At 55.2% G+C, this 15,838-nt stretch carries 16 protein-coding genes; 12 read left to right on the top strand and 4 right to left on the bottom strand.

The genetic code is table 11. From position 1 onward, the window contains the following. Positions 1 to 3 precede the first annotated feature (3 nt). The 6 genes from ubiJ (at position 4) to tatD (ending at position 4,719) form a co-directional block, all read left to right on the top strand. Positions 4 to 609 (top strand): ubiquinone biosynthesis protein UbiJ, encoded by a 606-nt coding sequence (ubiJ, locus tag IAE27_RS23460; protein ID WP_108704331.1) that lies wholly within the window; start codon positions 4 to 6, stop codon positions 607 to 609. Next, positions 606 to 2,246, top strand: a complete 1,641-nt coding sequence (gene ubiB, locus IAE27_RS23455) for a ubiquinone biosynthesis regulatory protein kinase UbiB (RefSeq protein WP_064398916.1) — start codon at positions 606 to 608, stop codon at positions 2,244 to 2,246. Before ubiJ ends, ubiB begins: the two co-directional genes overlap by 4 nt. A 77-nt stretch (positions 2,247 to 2,323) precedes the next feature. Further along, the gene (tatA, locus tag IAE27_RS23450; RefSeq protein WP_004107782.1) at positions 2,324 to 2,575 is read left to right on the top strand and encodes a Sec-independent protein translocase subunit TatA; all 252 of its coding nucleotides are present in this window, start codon (positions 2,324 to 2,326) and stop codon (positions 2,573 to 2,575) included. 3 nt (positions 2,576 to 2,578) lie between these two features. Further along, on the top strand, positions 2,579 to 3,118 hold the full coding sequence (tatB, locus tag IAE27_RS23445) for a Sec-independent protein translocase protein TatB (RefSeq protein ID WP_004107785.1): 540 nt from the start codon (positions 2,579 to 2,581) through the stop codon (positions 3,116 to 3,118). A 2-nt stretch (positions 3,119 to 3,120) separates the two neighbouring features. After that, positions 3,121 to 3,894: a Sec-independent protein translocase subunit TatC gene (tatC, locus tag IAE27_RS23440; protein ID WP_004107787.1), complete on the top strand. Its 774-nt coding sequence runs from the start codon at positions 3,121 to 3,123 to the stop codon at positions 3,892 to 3,894. 30 nt (positions 3,895 to 3,924) lie between these two features. After that, positions 3,925 to 4,719: a 3'-5' ssDNA/RNA exonuclease TatD gene (gene tatD, locus IAE27_RS23435; RefSeq protein ID WP_162556106.1), complete on the top strand. Its 795-nt coding sequence runs from the start codon at positions 3,925 to 3,927 to the stop codon at positions 4,717 to 4,719. A gap of 6 nt (positions 4,720 to 4,725) precedes the next feature. Here tatD and rfaH read toward each other — a convergent pair whose 3' ends face one another. Beyond that, positions 4,726 to 5,214: a transcription/translation regulatory transformer protein RfaH gene (gene rfaH, locus IAE27_RS23430; RefSeq protein ID WP_004097595.1), complete on the bottom strand. Its 489-nt coding sequence runs from the start codon at positions 5,212 to 5,214 to the stop codon at positions 4,726 to 4,728. A gap of 176 nt (positions 5,215 to 5,390) precedes the next feature. On the opposite strand from rfaH, the gene ubiD reads away from it, so the two are divergent. Both ubiD and fre read left to right on the top strand, forming a co-directional pair. Then, positions 5,391 to 6,860, top strand: a complete 1,470-nt coding sequence (gene ubiD, locus IAE27_RS23425; protein WP_004107790.1) for a 4-hydroxy-3-polyprenylbenzoate decarboxylase — start codon at positions 5,391 to 5,393, stop codon at positions 6,858 to 6,860. 54 nt (positions 6,861 to 6,914) lie between these two features. Continuing rightward, positions 6,915 to 7,616 (top strand): NAD(P)H-flavin reductase, encoded by a 702-nt coding sequence (gene fre / locus IAE27_RS23420; RefSeq protein WP_004107791.1) that lies wholly within the window; start codon positions 6,915 to 6,917, stop codon positions 7,614 to 7,616. 42 nt (positions 7,617 to 7,658) lie between these two features. On the opposite strand, the gene IAE27_RS23415 is transcribed toward fre, so the two are convergent. The 3 genes from IAE27_RS23415 to fadB form a co-directional block, all read right to left on the bottom strand. After that, on the bottom strand, positions 7,659 to 7,970 hold the full coding sequence (locus IAE27_RS23415; protein WP_004107793.1) for a hypothetical protein: 312 nt from the start codon (positions 7,968 to 7,970) through the stop codon (positions 7,659 to 7,661). A gap of 242 nt (positions 7,971 to 8,212) precedes the next feature. Beyond that, positions 8,213 to 9,376, bottom strand: a complete 1,164-nt coding sequence (gene fadA, locus IAE27_RS23410) for an acetyl-CoA C-acyltransferase FadA (RefSeq protein WP_017145173.1) — start codon at positions 9,374 to 9,376, stop codon at positions 8,213 to 8,215. Positions 9,377 to 9,385: 9 nt separating this feature from the next. Continuing rightward, entirely contained in the window at positions 9,386 to 11,575 is a 2,190-nt protein-coding gene (fadB, locus tag IAE27_RS23405; RefSeq protein ID WP_105889485.1) for a fatty acid oxidation complex subunit alpha FadB, read from the bottom strand. Between the two features lie 191 nt (positions 11,576 to 11,766). Between fadB and pepQ the strand changes: the two genes are divergently transcribed. From pepQ to hemG, 4 genes are read left to right on the top strand one after another with little or no spacing between them, the layout of a single operon-like run. Then, a complete protein-coding gene (pepQ, locus tag IAE27_RS23400) occupies positions 11,767 to 13,098 on the top strand; it encodes a Xaa-Pro dipeptidase (RefSeq protein WP_064398925.1) in 1,332 nt (443 codons plus the stop codon). Next, complete coding sequence (locus IAE27_RS23395; RefSeq protein ID WP_004107800.1) at positions 13,098 to 13,712, top strand: IMPACT family protein; 615 nt, start codon at positions 13,098 to 13,100, stop codon at positions 13,710 to 13,712. Before pepQ ends, IAE27_RS23395 begins: the two co-directional genes overlap by 1 nt. A 41-nt stretch (positions 13,713 to 13,753) precedes the next feature. Beyond that, the gene (trkH, locus tag IAE27_RS23390) at positions 13,754 to 15,205 is read left to right on the top strand and encodes a Trk system potassium transporter TrkH (protein WP_004107802.1); all 1,452 of its coding nucleotides are present in this window, start codon (positions 13,754 to 13,756) and stop codon (positions 15,203 to 15,205) included. 11 nt (positions 15,206 to 15,216) lie between these two features. After that, positions 15,217 to 15,750, top strand: coding sequence for a menaquinone-dependent protoporphyrinogen IX dehydrogenase (gene hemG, locus IAE27_RS23385; RefSeq protein ID WP_023329109.1), 534 nt, complete (start codon positions 15,217 to 15,219; stop codon positions 15,748 to 15,750). The last annotated feature ends 88 nt before the right edge of the window (positions 15,751 to 15,838 follow it).

The following is a 15,838-nucleotide window of genomic DNA, read 5'->3' as shown; positions in this document are numbered from 1 at the left end:
GCTATGCCTTTCAAACCACTGGTTACCGCCGGTCTTGAGACGGTTCTGAATACCTTCCTCTGGCGCGATCGGGCGTTGAAACCTGCCCGTCAGCGTCTGCTGGGGAAAGTGCTGCGTGTCGAACTGCAGGAGCTCTCCGAATCCGTGGTGCTGGTTTTTAGCGAGCGCCAGGTCGATGTGCTGGGGGCGTGGGAAGGCGAGGCAGACTGCACCGTGCGTACTCGCCTGAGCGTGCTTCCGCAGCTACGTAATCGCCAGCAGCTTACCGCGCTGATTCGCAGCGGCGATCTTGAAGTGCAGGGCGATCTGCAGGTGGTACAAAATACCGTTACGCTGTGCGATCTCGCGGAGTTCGATCCGGCTGAACTGCTCGCCCCGTATACCGGGGATGTGGTTGCGGAAGGCTTTAGTAAAGTATTCCGCGGCGGTGCTCGTTTTCTTCTGCGTGGTGCTCAGCGCCAGCAGCGCTATGTTGCGGAAGCGATTACCGAAGAGTGGCGCCTGGCGCCGGGTCCGCTGGAGCTGGCCTGGTTTGCTGAAGAAACCACAGCCGTTGAGCGAGCGCTGGCCGCGCTGGAAAAACGGCTGGAAACGCTGGAGGGCAAATGACGCCAGGAGAATTACGGCGCCTGTATTTCATCGTCCACACCTTTTTGAGCTACGGGCTTGATGAGCTCATTCCTAAAATGCGTATCACGCTGCCGCTGCGAATCTGGCGGCGGATGCTGTTCTGGATGCCAAACCGCCATAAAGAACGTCCTCTTGGCGAGCGCCTGCGTCTTGCGCTGCAGGAGCTGGGGCCGGTGTGGATCAAGTTTGGCCAGATGCTCTCGACCCGTCGCGACCTGTTTCCTCCCCACATTGCCGATCAGCTGGCCATGCTGCAGGATCGCGTTGCGCCTTTTGATGGTCTGCAGGCCAAAAAGCAAATTGAGCAAGCCATGGGCGGCCTGCCGATAGAAGCCTGGTTTGATGATTTCTCTGTTGAACCGCTTGCTTCCGCTTCTATTGCCCAGGTGCATACCGCGCGCTTGAAAGAGAACGGCAAAGAAGTGGTCATTAAAGTGATCCGCCCGGATATCGTGCCGGTTATCAAAGCGGATATGAAGCTCATCTACCGCCTTGCCCGCTGGGTGCCTCGTCTGTTACCGGACGGTCGTCGCCTGCGCCCGCAGGAAGTGGTGCGTGAATACGAAAAAACGCTGCTGGATGAGCTCAACCTGCTGCGTGAATCGGCTAACGCTATTCAGCTGCGGCGCAACTTTGAAGATAGCCCGATGCTTTATGTCCCGGAAGTTTACTCGGACTACTGCAGTGAAGGCATGATGGTGATGGAGCGGATTTACGGGATCCCGGTTTCCGACGTCGCCGCGCTGGAAGCGCAGGGGACCAACATGCAGCTGCTGGCTGAGCGCGGCGTGCAGGTCTTCTTTACTCAGGTTTTCCGCGACAGCTTCTTCCATGCCGACATGCATCCGGGCAACATTTTCGTCAGTCGTAACCACCCGGAAGACCCGCAGTATATTGGTATAGACTGCGGTATCGTCGGCTCGCTGAACAAAGAAGATAAACGCTATCTGGCGGAAAACTTTATTGCCTTCTTTAATCGCGACTACCGTAAGGTTGCGGAACTGCACGTTGATTCCGGCTGGGTTCCCGCAGATACCAACGTCGAAGAGTTCGAATTTGCCATTCGTACCGTCTGCGAGCCTATTTTTGAAAAACCGCTGGCGGAAATCTCGTTTGGCCATGTGTTGTTGAACCTGTTTAACACGGCGCGACGTTTCAATATGGAAGTGCAGCCGCAGCTGGTTCTGCTGCAGAAGACATTACTTTACGTAGAAGGAGTAGGTCGCCAGCTCTATCCTCAGTTAGACTTGTGGAAAACGGCGAAACCGTTCCTTGAGTCGTGGATTAAAGATCAGGTGGGCATTCCGGCTCTGGTGCGGGCTTTTAAAGAGAAGGCGCCGTTCTGGATTGAGAGAATGCCGGAAATACCTGAGCTGGTGTATCAGAGCCTGCAGCAAAGCAAGCAGTTACAGAATAGCGTCGATACCATCGTGCGCGACATCCAGGTGCGGCACGTGCGCCAGGGGCAGTCCCGTTATCTGTTTGGTATAGGCGCGGTTTTATTACTGAGTGGTACGCTGCTGTTCATCCACCGCCCTGAGTGGGGCATGATGCCCGGCTGGCTGATGGCCGCTGGCGTCGTAACCTGGCTTATCGGCTGGCGTAAGACGAACTGACGGCAGTCGCCTTTATCACTGCGCATAACGTGTATAATGCGTCCTATTAATTCATCATCTGTCATAGGGGAATGTGTATGGGTGGTATCAGTATTTGGCAGTTACTCATTGTTGTCGTCATTGTGGTTCTGCTTTTTGGGACAAAAAAGCTGAGCTCGCTCGGTTCCGATTTGGGGGCGTCGATCAAAGGTTTTAAAAAGGCCATGAGCGACGACGATAAACCGGAAAAATCCGCGCCGGATGCAGATTTCGCGGCAAAAACCCTTGCTGATAAGCCGGATGACGCAAAAAAAGACGAGACTAAACGCCACGACAAAGAGCAGGTGTAATTCGTGTTCGATATCGGTTTTAGTGAACTTCTGCTGGTATTCGTGATTGGCCTCATCGTTTTGGGGCCACAGCGACTACCGGTAGCGGTAAAAACGGTAGTCAGCTGGATCCGTACGCTGCGGTCGCTGGCGGCTACCGTACAAAATGAAATAACCCAGGAATTAAAACTGCAGGAGTTTCAGGAAAGCCTTAAGAAGGTGGAAAAGGCCAGTCTGGATAACCTGACGCCTGAGCTAAAAGCATCTATGGATGAGCTGCGAGAAGCGGCTGAATCTATGAAGCGATCCTATTCCGCCCACGATCCTGAAAAAGCCAGCGACGAAGCCAATACGATTCATAACCCGGTTGTAAAAGGGAGTGAAGAGCAGCGCAAGGACGTGACGCCAGCAACGGCTGAACATCAGGCCAGCGCGCCTGAGCACGTACCTGAACCCGTGTCTGAAGAGCTCCCCGTTTCGCAGAGTGAAATCCCGGCAGAGAAAGTAAAAGTTGCCGTGGCGGCTTCCGATTCCTCCTCCCCCGTATCGAGTGATAAACAGTAAAAATGGGCGTAGACGATACTCAACCGCTAATTACGCATCTGATTGAGCTGCGCAAGCGCTTAATCAACAGCATTCTTGCGATTCTGGTCATTTTCCTGGCGTTGGTTTATTTCGCCAATGATATCTATCAGCTGGTTTCTGCGCCGCTTATTCGGCAGATGCCGGTTGGCGCGACCATGATCGCAACGGATGTGGCCTCGCCTTTCTTCACGCCGATCAAGCTGACCTTCATGGTATCGATAATTTTGTCGGTGCCGGTCATTTTGTATCAGGTTTGGGCCTTTGTGGCGCCAGCGCTGTATAAGCACGAACGTCGATTGGTTATGCCGCTGCTGGTCTCCAGTACGTTGCTGTTCTATATCGGCATGGCTTTTGCCTACTTTGTTGTTTTCCCGCTGGCGTTTGGTTTTCTGACCCATGCGGCGCCGGAAGGCGTACAGGTCTCGACCGATATTCGCAGCTACCTCGACTTTGTGATGGCGTTGTTTATCGCCTTTGGCGTCTCATTTGAGGTTCCCGTGGCCATCGTCCTGCTGTGCTGGATGGGCGTCACCACGCCGGAAGACCTGCGTAAGAAACGCCCCTATGTTCTGGTTGGCGCATTTGTCGTTGGGATGCTGCTGACGCCGCCGGATGTGTTCTCGCAAACGCTGCTGGCGATTCCGATGTACTGCCTGTTTGAAGTCGGGGTCTTCTTCGCGCGGTTCTATACCGGTAAGCGCCTGACGCGTGACGAGGATGCCGCAGCCGAAGAGGCGCAGGGCAAAGAAGAATAAAGCGCAACCGCCCGTCAGGGCGGTTGCCGTATGGGGGTGATGATGTTTGATATCGGCGTGAATCTGACCAGCTCGCAGTTTTCCCGCGATCGGGACGAGGTTATTGCCCGAGCCCGGGCGGCGGGAGTCACAGGAATGCTGTTGACGGGGACCAACCTTCATGAAAGCGCGCAGGCGCAGCAGCTGGCGCATGGTTATTCCGGATGCTGGTCAACGGCCGGTGTTCATCCCCACGACAGCCGCAGCTGGACGGAATCGGCCGCGGCAGCGGTCTACGAGCTGGCCCGCGAGTCAGAGGTCGTTGCGATTGGCGAATGCGGGCTGGATTTCAACCGCAACTTTTCAACGCCTCAGGAGCAAGAGGCGGCGTTTAGCGCCCAGCTGGCGCTGGCTGCGGAACTGTCGATGCCGGTATTTTTGCACTGCCGCGATGCGCACGACCGTTTCCTGGCCCTGCTAACCCCGTGGCTTGATAAGCTTCCGGGGGCCGTGGTGCATTGCTTTACCGGTAGCCGCGAAGAGATGCGCGAATGCGTGGAGCTGGGATTATTTATTGGCATTACCGGCTGGGTATGCGATGAGCGTCGGGGGCTGGAGCTGCGGACTCTCCTGGCCGATATCCCGGCCGATCGCCTGCTGATTGAGACCGATGCGCCGTATCTGCTGCCGCGGGATATGCAGCCAAAACCCGCTTCCCGCCGCAATGAGCCTGCATATCTGCCGCATATTCTGTCTCGTATCGCGGAGTGGCGCGGAGAAGAAGCGCCGTGGCTGGAAGAGATTACCGATGCTAACGTCAGAAGGCTCTTTGGCGTGCGTTTTTAGACGCCGTCAGATTTTATAAAAGTCAGTATTTTTGACGCTTTGTAATACCTGCTTGTTAAGCAGATTCAGCAGCAGCATAGAGCGGGCTTCGCCGTCCGGTTCGGTAAAGATAGCCTGGAGACCCTCAAAGGCGCCATCGGTGATCAGCACGCTGTCGCCTTCATGCGGCGTTTCCGGGTCGGTAATACCTTCCGGTTTGTAGATGGAGAGCTGATGAATAACCGCAGACGGCACGATCGCGGGCAGCGCGCCGAAACGCACAAAGCTGTTCACGCCGCGCGTTGCGCTGATGGTGGTGGTATGAATCACTTCCGGGTCAAACTCGATAAACAGATAGTTTGGGAACAGGGGTTCGCTGACCGTCGTGCGTTTACCGCGGACGATTTTTTCCAGTTCGATCGTTGGCATCAGGCAATTGACGGCCTGCCGCTCGAGATGTTCCTGGGCGCGCTCAAGCTGCCCACGTTTGCAATAAAGTAAATACCAGGCTTGCATAATGACTCTTTCCACTCTACTAGCAGCAAGCATAACAAAAGGCCGGGGCGATCGCGAAATCATTGCAGTTGAAAGCTAAATTTCAGCGTTCTTTCACGCTAATTTAACAAAAATACAGCATAGCTCCGGCGAACGCCGTATAATCAGCCGCCTGTATAGAGGTCAATAACAACTCCATGAAATACCACGATCTACGCGAATTTCTGACATTACTGGAGCAGCAGGGGGAATTGAAACGGATTTCCCTGCCGGTCGATCCTCATCTGGAAATTACCGAAATTGCCGACCGCACCTTGCGCGCTGGCGGTCCGGCCCTGCTATTTGAAAATCCTAAAGGCTACGCGATGCCGGTGCTGTGTAATCTTTTCGGCACGCCGCGGCGAGTTGCGCTGGGGATGGGGCAGGAGGATGTCAGTTCTCTGCGCGAAGTGGGTAAGCTCCTGGCATTCCTGAAAGAGCCGGAACCACCAAAAGGTTTCCGCGATCTGTTTGATAAGCTGCCGCAGTTCAAGCAGGTGCTGAATATGCCGACTAAGCGTCTGCGCGGGGCGCCATGCCAGCAAAAAATTATTCAGGGCGATGATGTCGATCTGGGCCGCATCCCGATCATGACCTGCTGGCCGGAAGATGCCGCACCGCTGATCACCTGGGGCCTGACGGTGACGCGCGGCCCGCATAAAGAGCGGCAAAATCTGGGCATTTATCGCCAGCAGCTGATTGGCAAGAACAAGCTGATTATGCGCTGGCTATCGCACCGCGGCGGCGCGCTGGATTTCCAGGAGTGGTGCGCAGCGCGTCCTGGCGAGCGTTTCCCGGTCTCCGTTGCGCTGGGTGCCGATCCGGCAACCATTCTCGGGGCGGTGACTCCGGTTCCCGACACCCTCTCCGAGTATGCATTTGCCGGGCTGCTGCGCGGTACGAAAACCGAAGTCGTGAAGTGCATCTCTAACGATCTGGAGGTGCCCGCCAGCGCAGAGATTGTGCTGGAAGGGTATATTGAAGTCGGTGAAATGGCGCCGGAAGGGCCGTATGGCGATCATACGGGCTACTACAATGAAGTGGATAATTTCCCGGTCTTTACCGTTACCCATATTACTCAGCGTGAAGACGCTATCTACCATTCGACCTACACCGGACGTCCGCCGGACGAACCCGCGGTACTGGGCGTTGCGCTGAACGAAGTCTTCGTCCCTATTCTGCAAAAGCAGTTTCCTGAGATTGTGGATTTCTATTTACCACCTGAAGGCTGCTCCTATCGCCTGGCGGTGGTCACGATGAAGAAGCAGTACGCCGGTCACGCGAAACGCGTCATGATGGGAGTCTGGTCCTTCCTCCGTCAGTTCATGTATACCAAGTTTGTTATCGTCTGCGATGATGATGTCAACGCGCGTGACTGGAATGATGTGATTTGGGCGATTACTACCCGTATGGACCCGGCGCGTGATACGGTAATGGTAGAAAATACGCCAATTGATTATCTGGATTTTGCCTCACCGGTTTCCGGTTTGGGTTCAAAAATGGGGCTGGATGCCACAAATAAATGGCCCGGTGAGACCCAGCGCGAGTGGGGTCGTCCGATTAAGAAAGATCCCGAGGTGACGGCGCGCGTTGACGCCATCTGGGATGAACTGGCCATCTTCAAATAACAGTAAGCGGGGCTACGCCGCTGTTTTGCACAATAGACCCGACAGAGGGGACGCATGACAACCTTAAGCTGTAAAGTGACCTCGGTGGAGGCGATTACCGATACTGTGTATCGCGTTCGATTAGTGCCGGAAGCGGCGTTTTCTTTCCGGGCTGGTCAGTATCTGATGGTCGTGATGGACGAACGCGATAAGCGCCCATTCTCCATGGCTTCTACGCCGTCGGAACAGGAGTTTATCGAACTGCATATCGGTGCATCTGAACTTAATCTGTATGCGATGGCAGTGATGGATCGGATCCTGAAAGAGCGTGAAATCGAGGTCGATCTGCCGCATGGCGAAGCCTGGCTGCGTGATGACGAAGAACGCCCGCTGATTTTAATCGCTGGGGGAACGGGCTTCTCTTACGTGCGTTCGATTTTGCTTACCGCGCTGGCGCGCAATCCAAACCGCGATATCGCTATCTATTGGGGCGGACGCGAAGCGAAGCATCTCTATGATCTGGCGGAACTGGAAGCATTAAGCGTGCAGCATCCGGGCTTACGCATCGAGCCCGTGGTTGAGCAGCCTGACGCTGAGTGGCGTGGCCGTACCGGAACCGTACTCACCGCGGTCCTGCAGGATTACGGTACGCTGGGCGATCATGATATCTATATTGCAGGTCGCTTCGAGATGGCTAAAATTGCCCGCGATCTGTTCTGCAACGAGCGCGGCGCCCGCGAAGAGCGTCTGTTTGGCGACGCGTTTGCCTTTATCTGATTGCCGCTGTGAAGGCATCCGGGCGTTGGTCCGGATGCTGTTCTAGCGCGCATCGCTAAAGTAAACGTACAGCGGTCGATCGTTTTCCAGCAAACAGAGCATTTTCCCTACGGGGTTCCCTTCTTTTTCCAGCGTGGCGGCTAACTGCGTCGCGATATGTTGGCTGCCTATCTTCTCATCATAGCGTTCGGTATTAATATTGGTGATGGTCAGGTCCTTGAGCCGCTCGCTTTCCGGATTCTGCGCCATTTTATTGATTCCCCATGAGAGGCATGCCTGAGCGTTATCCTGTTCGCTGGCAAGAGCAGCGCCAGAGAATGCGGTGAGCAGAAGTATGAAAGGGAGTGTTTTCATAAGTCGTTATTATCCTTAGTCAACGTGACGTATCCGGTGATAATAGCTGAATAGCGGAAATAAAAAACCCGCCCCTGACAGGCGGGAAGAACGGCAACTAAACCTTCTCCCCGTTATCATTCACGCTGCCTTTTTGTTGGCTGCGCTCGCTCACCCCGGTCACAGAGTTATCTATGCTCCCGGGGATTTGCTCGGTTGCCGCCGCGATGCCGCGCGAATGATTCAGGGAATTAACTCTTTGCTTAAACCCGCTCGAATACCGTCGCGATCCCCTGACCTAAACCAATACACATCGTCGCCAGGCCGAACTGCGCATCTTTGCGCTCCATCTGGTTGATGAGCGTGGTGCTGATGCGCGCGCCTGAACAGCCGAGCGGATGGCCCAGGGCGATCGCGCCGCCGTTGAGATTGATCTTCTCGTCGATCTGTTCCATCAGTCCCAGATCTTTAATGCACGGCAGGATCTGCGCGGCAAAAGCTTCGTTCATCTCGAACACATCGATATCGCTGGTGGTGAGCCCGGCTTTTTTCAGCGCCAGCTTTGACGCGGGAACCGGGCCGTAGCCCATTATTGACGGGTCGCAGCCGACGACGGCCATCGAACGCACGCGAGCGCGAGGCTTCAAGCCCAGCTCGCGGGCGCGGCTTTCGCTCATTAACAGCATGGCTGCGGCGCCATCGGAGAGGGCAGAAGAGGTACCCGCCGTTACGGTACCGGTGACGGGATCGAACGCGGGCCTCAGCGCAGCCAGCGCTTCTACCGTCGTCTCCGGGCGAATCACTTCATCATAGCTGTATGACTTCAGTACGCCGTCGGCGTCGTGACCGCCGGTCGGAACAATCTCCGTTTTGAATGCGCCAGATTGCGTCGCGGCCCAGGCGCGGGCGTGGGAGCGGGCTGCAAACTGATCCTGCATTTCCCGGCTGATACCGTGCAGGCGCGCCAGCATTTCTGCGGTCAGCCCCATCATCCCGGCGGCTTTAGCGACGTTCCGGCTCAGGCCCGGGTGGAAATCCACACCGTGGCTCATCGGGACGTGGCCCATATGTTCTACGCCGCCAATCAGGCATACGCTGGCATCGCCGGTCATGATCATGCGGGCCGCATCGTGAAGCGCCTGCATGGAAGAACCGCACAGTCGATTGACCGTGTTGGCGGGCACGGAATGCGGGATTTCTGCCAGCAGCGCCGCGTTGCGGGCAATATTGAAACCCTGTTCAAGGGTCTGCTGAACGCATCCCCAGTAAATATCATCAATGGCGCTTGCTTCAAGGGATGGATTACGTGAAAGCAGGCTACGCATCAGGTGCGCGGAGAGATCTTCCGCGCGCACATGGCGAAAGGCGCCGCCCTTCGAACGGCCCATCGGGGTACGAACTGCATCGACAATGACAACCTGTTCCATTGTGACTCCTTAAGCCGTTTTCAGCTCGCCTGGCGCACGGGCAGGCTCAACCGGGGGATAGTACGGTTCGTTATGACGCGCTTTGCTGCGCAATCCTTCCGGCACGTCATACAGCGGACCGAGATGCTGATACTGCTGCGCCATATCGAGATATTTTGCGCTACCGAGGGTATCCAGCCAGCGGAACGCGCCGCCGTGGAACGGAGGGAAGCCGAGACCATAGACTAGCGCCATATCGGCTTCCGCCGGGCTGGCGATAATGCCCTCTTCAAGACAACGCACCACTTCGTTGACCATCGGGATCATCATGCGGGCGATAATCTCTTCATCGCTGAAATCACGCTTCGGCTGGCTGAGTTCCACCAGCAGGCTATCGACTGCGGCATCCTCTTCCTTCTTTGGCTTACCTTTGCTGTCTTCTTTGTAGCGCCAGAAGCCGAGGCCATTTTTCTGGCCGAAACGGTTAGCGTCGAACAGCGCATCGATCGCATCGCGATAATCTTTCTGCATCCGCTGCGGGAAGCCCGCCGCCATGACTGCCTGCGCGTGATGCGCGGTATCAATGCCAACGACGTCCAGCAGATAGGCCGGGCCCATCGGCCAGCCAAACTGCTTTTCCATCACTTTGTCGACTTTGCGGAAGTCTGCGCCGTCGCGCAGCAGCTGGCTGAAACCGGCGAAGTAGGGGAACAGCACGCGGTTAACAAAGAAACCGGGGCAGTCGTTGACCACAATTGGCGTTTTACCCATTTTGCTGGCCCAGGCGACCACTTTCGCAATGGTTTCGTCCGAGCTTTTTTCACCGCGAATAATCTCGACCAGCGGCATCCGGTGCACCGGATTAAAGAAGTGCATTCCGCAGAAGTTTTCCGGGCGCTTCAGTACGCTGGCCAACTCGCTGATGGGAATGGTGGAGGTATTCGATGCCAGCACGGTATCCGGACGGACTTTGTCTTCCGTTTCCGCCAGCACCGCTTTTTTCACTTTCGGATTCTCAACAACGGCTTCGACCACGACGTCCACGCGCTCAAAGCCGGCGTAATCCAGGGTTGGCTGAATAGTGGAAATAACGCCAGCCATTTTGAGGCCGTCGATTTTGCCGCGCTCAAGCTGTTTATTCAGCAATTTGGCCGCTTCGGTCATGCCGAGCGTCAGCGATTTGTCGTTGATATCTTTCATGACTACCGGCACGCCTTTCCATGCCGATTGGTATGCAATGCCGCCGCCCATAATCCCCGCGCCCAGTACGGCCGCGTGTTTTGGCGTGTCGGTATCTTTAGTCAGCTTCTTCGCTTTCGCTTTAACGTATTGATCGTTAAGGAAGATACCTACCAGCGCCCGCGCCTCGTTGGTATGCGCCAGCGGGACAAAACTTTTGTTTTCCAGATTCAAGGCTTCTTCGCGGCCAAAGCGGGCGGCGGCTTCAATGGTTTTAACGGCAGTAATGGGCGCAGGGTAGTGTTTCCCGGCGGTTTGCGCCACCATGCCTTTGGCGATGGTAAAACTCATCGCGGCTTCAATTTTACTCAGGTGAAGAGGCTCCAGCTTCGGCTGGCGCTTCGCCTTCCAGTCCAGGTCACCTTTAATGGCCTGACGCAGAATTGCTATCGCGCCATCGAGCAGTTTTTCATGTTTAACCACGCCATCGACGAGGCCGATTTTTAAGGCCTGTTCGGCGCCAACGTCTTTACCTGCGGCAATGATTTCCAGCGCGCTGTCCGCGCCAAGCATCCGCGGCATCCGCACCGAGCCGCCAAAGCCCGGCATGATACCCAGCTTCGTTTCCGGCAGGCCAATGCGCAAATCCGGCGTCGCCAGGCGATAATCGGTCGCCAGCACGCATTCGCAGCCGCCGCCCAGCGCATAGCCGTTGACGGCGGAAATAGTGGGAACCGGTAAATCTTCCAGGCGATTAAATACGCTATTGGCGAAATGCAGCCACTGGCTTAACTGTTCTTGCGGAACCAGGAACAGGGAAAGAAATTCAGTGATATCCGCACCGACGATAAAGGCTGCTTTCTCAGAGCGCAGCAGTAGCCCTTGCAGATCTTTTTGTTTTTCGAGCACGTCCAGCGCTTCACCGAGGCTGGCTACGGTTGCGGTATCAAGCTTATTGACCGAGCCGGGGGCATCGAATACCAGTTCGGCAATGCCGTCTTCCCGCCAGTCGAGGTACAGGGTGTCGCCTTTGTAGAGCATGTCAGTCTCCTGAATCCAGCAATATGATCTGGTCGTACCAGATGCAACGGAGTGTGGAATTTATGTTAAGAAAATGCAAATAAGTCTTTAAATAAATGCTGGTCGGATCACACCCGCTAGAGATCACCCCGTCTGGAGCCAATGTGCTAAGATGCGAAGATTCACGATCCAATAAAATCAAAGGATAAAAGATGGAATCCCTGGCCGGTCTCTATAAAAATCATATCGTTACCTTACAAGAACGCACCCGCGATGTTCTGGCCCGCTTTAAGCTGGATGCCCTGTTGATTCACTCCGGTGAACTGGTCAACGTCTTTCTTGACGATCATCCGTATCCATTTAAGGTCAACCCACAGTTCAAAGCCTGGGTACCGGTTACGCAGGTTCCGAACTGCTGGCTGCTGGTGGACGGCGTCAACAAACCAAAGCTGTGGTTCTATCTGCCGGTTGATTACTGGCATAACGTAGAACCGTTGCCGACGTCATTCTGGACCGAAGAGGTGGAGGTGATCGCCCTGCCGAAAGCGGATGGTATCGGCAGCCAGCTGCCTGCCGCGCGTGGCAATATCGCTTATATCGGACCGGTACCGGAACGTGCGCTGGGGCTGGATATTGCGGCGGATAAAATCAACCCGAAAGGGGCGATAGATTATCTGCACTACTATCGCTCTTATAAAACTGACTATGAGCTGGCCTGTATGCGTGAAGCGCAGAAGTCGGCGGTTAACGGTCATCAGGCTGCTCATGAAGCTTTCCTCTCCGGGATGAGCGAGTTTGATATCAACCAGGCCTATCTGACCGCGACCGGCCATCGCGACACTGATGTGCCGTACAGCAATATTGTGGCGCTGAACGAGCATGCCTCCGTACTGCATTACACAAAGCTTGATCATCGTGCGCCTGCAGAGATGCGTAGCTTCCTGCTGGATGCGGGCGCGGAATACAACGGCTATGCAGCCGACCTGACCCGTACCTGGGCGGCGCATGGCGATAATGACTATGCTCACTTGATTAAAGACGTTAATGATGAACAGCTGGCGCTGATTAGCACCATGAAGGCGGGCGTGAGCTACGTGGATTATCATGTCCAGTTTCATCAGCGCATCGCCAAACTGCTGCGTAAACATCAGATAGTCAAAGACATGAGCGAAGAAGCGATGGTGGAAAATGACCTGACCGGACCATTTATGCCGCACGGTATTGGCCACCCCTTAGGTCTGCAGGTTCATGACGTTGCCGGTTTTATGCAGGATGATACCGGTACCCACCAGGCCGCGCCGGCAAAATATCCTTACCTGCGCTGCACGCGCGTTCTGCAGCCGCGCATGGTGTTGACGATCGAGCCGGGTATCTACTTTATCGAATCGCTGCTGGCACCGTGGCGCGAAGGACAGTTCAGCAAACACTTTAACTGGCAGAAAATTGAAGCGCTGAAACCCTTTGGCGGTATCCGTATCGAAGACAACGTCGTGATCCACGAAAACAGCATCGAAAATATGACGCGCGATCTGAAACTGGCGTAATGGAAAGCTGGTTGATACCGGCCGAGCCGGTCACCGTCGTTGAAGAGATCAAAAAGAGCCGCTTTATTACGCTGTTGGCCCATACCGATGGCGTAGCGGCGGCAAAGGCGTTTGTCGAGTCAGTCAGGGCGGATCACCCGGATGCGCGTCATCACTGCGTGGCGTGGGTTGCAGGGCCGCCAAATGATTCTCAGCAGCTGGGTTTTTCCGACGATGGCGAACCGGCGGGAACGGCGGGGAAACCAATGCTGGCGCAGCTGATGGGCAGCGGCGTCGGCGAGATAACCGCTGTCGTCGTGCGCTACTACGGTGGTATTCTGCTGGGCACCGGCGGCCTGGTGAAAGCGTATGGCGGCGGTGTACATCAGGCGCTAGCGCAGCTCACAACACAGCGCAAGACGCCGCTCACCGCATATACTTTGCAGTGTGAATACGGGCAGTTGGCCGGGATTGAAACGCTGTTGGCTCAGTTCTCAGGAAAAATTGTCGAAAGCGAATATCAGGCGTCTGTTCAGCTGCGCGTGGCGCTTCCCCAGGCTGAAGTGGCGCTATTTTCAGCAAAGCTGGCTGATTTTAGTCGCGGTTCGTTGCAATTACTGAAGATTGACGAATAATCCCCACCTGATTTTTTTGCATATCAAAGGAAGCGCCAGAGATGCATTTTCGCGCGATAACCCGAATCGTTGGACTGTTGGTCATTTTGTTTTCGGGGACGATGATCCTTCCGGGATTAATAGCTCTGATATATCGTGATGGTGCGGGGCGGGCGTTTACCCAGACCTTTTTCGTTGCCCTGGCCATCGGTTCGCTGCTGTGGTGGCCTAATCGTCGTGAGAAGGGAGAACTGAAATCCCGGGAAGGATTTCTGATTGTGGTTCTCTTCTGGACCGTGCTGGGTAGCGTGGGGGCATTGCCGTTTATCTTTGCGGAGCAGCCGAACCTGACGGTGACGGATGCATTCTTTGAATCTTTCTCCGGTCTGACAACGACGGGGGCAACCACGCTGGTGGGGCTCGATTCGTTACCCCATGCTATTCTTTTCTACCGGCAGATGCTGCAGTGGTTTGGCGGGATGGGGATCATCGTTCTGGCGGTAGCGATACTGCCGATACTGGGCGTCGGGGGGATGCAGCTGTATCGGGCTGAAATGCCCGGACCGCTGAAAGACAACAAGATGCGGCCGCGGATTGCAGAGACAGCAAAAACGCTGTGGCTTATTTATGTCCTGCTGACGGTGGCCTGCGCGCTGGCCCTGTGGTTTGCCGGGATGCCGGCATTTGACGCCATCGGCCATAGCTTCTCTACTATCGCAATTGGCGGGTTCTCCACCCATGATGCCAGCGTGGGTTACTTTAATAGCCCAACAATTAACTCCATTATTGCGGTTTTCCTGCTGATTTCTGGCTGTAACTACGGCCTGCACTTTTCATTACTTAGCGGGCGCAGCCTGAAAGTGTACTGGCGAGACCCTGAATTCCGTATGTTTATCGGCGTGCAGTTTACGCTGGTGGTGGTATGCACCCTTGTACTGTGGCTGCATGACGTCTATAGCTCGGCGTTAATGACGGTCAACCAGGCGTTTTTCCAGGTGGTGTCGATGGCGACAACGGCGGGCTTCACGACCGACAGTATTGCGCGCTGGCCGCTATTTTTGCCGGTGCTCCTCCTCTGTTCGGCTTTCATCGGCGGCTGCGCCGGGTCCACCGGCGGTGGACTAAAGGTTATCCGTATCCTGCTGCTTTTTAAGCAAGGCAACCGCGAGCTTAAACGTCTGGTACACCCTAATGCGGTCTACAGTATTAAACTGGGAAACCGTGCACTGCCGGAGCGTATCCTCGAAGCCGTCTGGGGATTCTTCTCCGCGTATGCGCTGGTGTTTATCATCAGTATGCTGGCGATAATTGCTACCGGCGTGGATGATTTCTCGGCCTTTGCTTCAGTCGTCGCCACGCTGAACAACCTTGGACCGGGACTGGGCGTAGTGGCGGATAACTTTGCCACGATGAACCCTGTCGCGAAATGGATCTTGATTGCTAATATGCTGTTTGGTCGTCTGGAAGTGTTCACCTTACTGGTGCTATTTACTCCGACTTTCTGGCGCGAATAACAGGAGTGCCTGTGAAAACTTTGATTCTCTTTTCCACCCGCGACGGACAGACGCGCGAGATCGCCTCGTTTTTGGCCTCTGAACTAAAAGAGCAGGGGATCGATTCGGACACGGTTGATCTCAACCGCACTAACGAGGTGGAGTGGCCTTTATACGATCGCGTTGTGATAGGCGCATCAATCCGCTACGGTCATTTTCATCCAGCGCTGGAACGGTTTGTAAAAACGCATCTTCAATCGCTACAGGCACTGCCGGGGGCTTTTTTCTCGGTTAACCTCGTGGCGCGTAAGCCAGAAAAACGAACGCCGCAAACTAATAGCTACACGCGCAAGTTTCTGCTCAACTCGCCCTGGCAGCCCCAGCATTGCGCGGTGTTTGCCGGTGCGCTCCGCTATCCACGCTATCGCTGGTACGATCGCTTTATGATTCGTCTTATTATGAAGATGACCGGCGGCGAGACCGATGTCAGTAAAGAAGTGGTCTATACCGACTGGCAGCAGGTAGGCAGATTTGCACGGGAAATTGCGCAAATGACCAGCAAATAGCGCGTTAAATCACCCCGATGATGCAAAGTTGAGCGAATGAAAAGTTTTTTGAAATTTCCCCTTGTCACTTCGTAATTACTCCCTATAA

The organism is Klebsiella sp. S69, assembly GCF_016516145.1.
Lineage (GTDB): Bacteria > Pseudomonadota > Gammaproteobacteria > Enterobacterales > Enterobacteriaceae > Klebsiella > Klebsiella oxytoca.
The sequence above is the reverse complement of the archived record's forward strand: the minus strand, read 5'-3'. Positions and strand labels throughout refer to the sequence as shown.

What these genes read in the sequence shown, in the direction of transcription:
- trkH (WP_004107802.1), top strand. Translation starts at nt 13,754, where the DNA reads ATGCATTTTCGCGCGATAACCCGAATCGTTGGACTGTTGGTCATTTTG.
- fadB (WP_105889485.1), bottom strand. Translation starts at nt 11,575, where the DNA reads ATGCTCTACAAAGGCGACACCCTGTACCTCGACTGGCGGGAAGACGGC.
- IAE27_RS23415 (WP_004107793.1), bottom strand. Translation starts at nt 7,970, where the DNA reads ATGAAAACACTCCCTTTCATACTTCTGCTCACCGCATTCTCTGGCGCT.
- pepQ (WP_064398925.1), top strand. Translation starts at nt 11,767, where the DNA reads ATGGAATCCCTGGCCGGTCTCTATAAAAATCATATCGTTACCTTACAA.
- ubiD (WP_004107790.1), top strand. Translation starts at nt 5,391, where the DNA reads ATGAAATACCACGATCTACGCGAATTTCTGACATTACTGGAGCAGCAG.
- tatC (WP_004107787.1), top strand. Translation starts at nt 3,121, where the DNA reads ATGGGCGTAGACGATACTCAACCGCTAATTACGCATCTGATTGAGCTG.
- tatA (WP_004107782.1), top strand. Translation starts at nt 2,324, where the DNA reads ATGGGTGGTATCAGTATTTGGCAGTTACTCATTGTTGTCGTCATTGTG.
- ubiB (WP_064398916.1), top strand. Translation starts at nt 606, where the DNA reads ATGACGCCAGGAGAATTACGGCGCCTGTATTTCATCGTCCACACCTTT.
- rfaH (WP_004097595.1), bottom strand. Translation starts at nt 5,214, where the DNA reads ATGCAAGCCTGGTATTTACTTTATTGCAAACGTGGGCAGCTTGAGCGC.
- fre (WP_004107791.1), top strand. Translation starts at nt 6,915, where the DNA reads ATGACAACCTTAAGCTGTAAAGTGACCTCGGTGGAGGCGATTACCGAT.
- tatD (WP_162556106.1), top strand. Translation starts at nt 3,925, where the DNA reads ATGGGGGTGATGATGTTTGATATCGGCGTGAATCTGACCAGCTCGCAG.
- IAE27_RS23395 (WP_004107800.1), top strand. Translation starts at nt 13,098, where the DNA reads ATGGAAAGCTGGTTGATACCGGCCGAGCCGGTCACCGTCGTTGAAGAG.
- ubiJ (WP_108704331.1), top strand. Translation starts at nt 4, where the DNA reads ATGCCTTTCAAACCACTGGTTACCGCCGGTCTTGAGACGGTTCTGAAT.
- fadA (WP_017145173.1), bottom strand. Translation starts at nt 9,376, where the DNA reads ATGGAACAGGTTGTCATTGTCGATGCAGTTCGTACCCCGATGGGCCGT.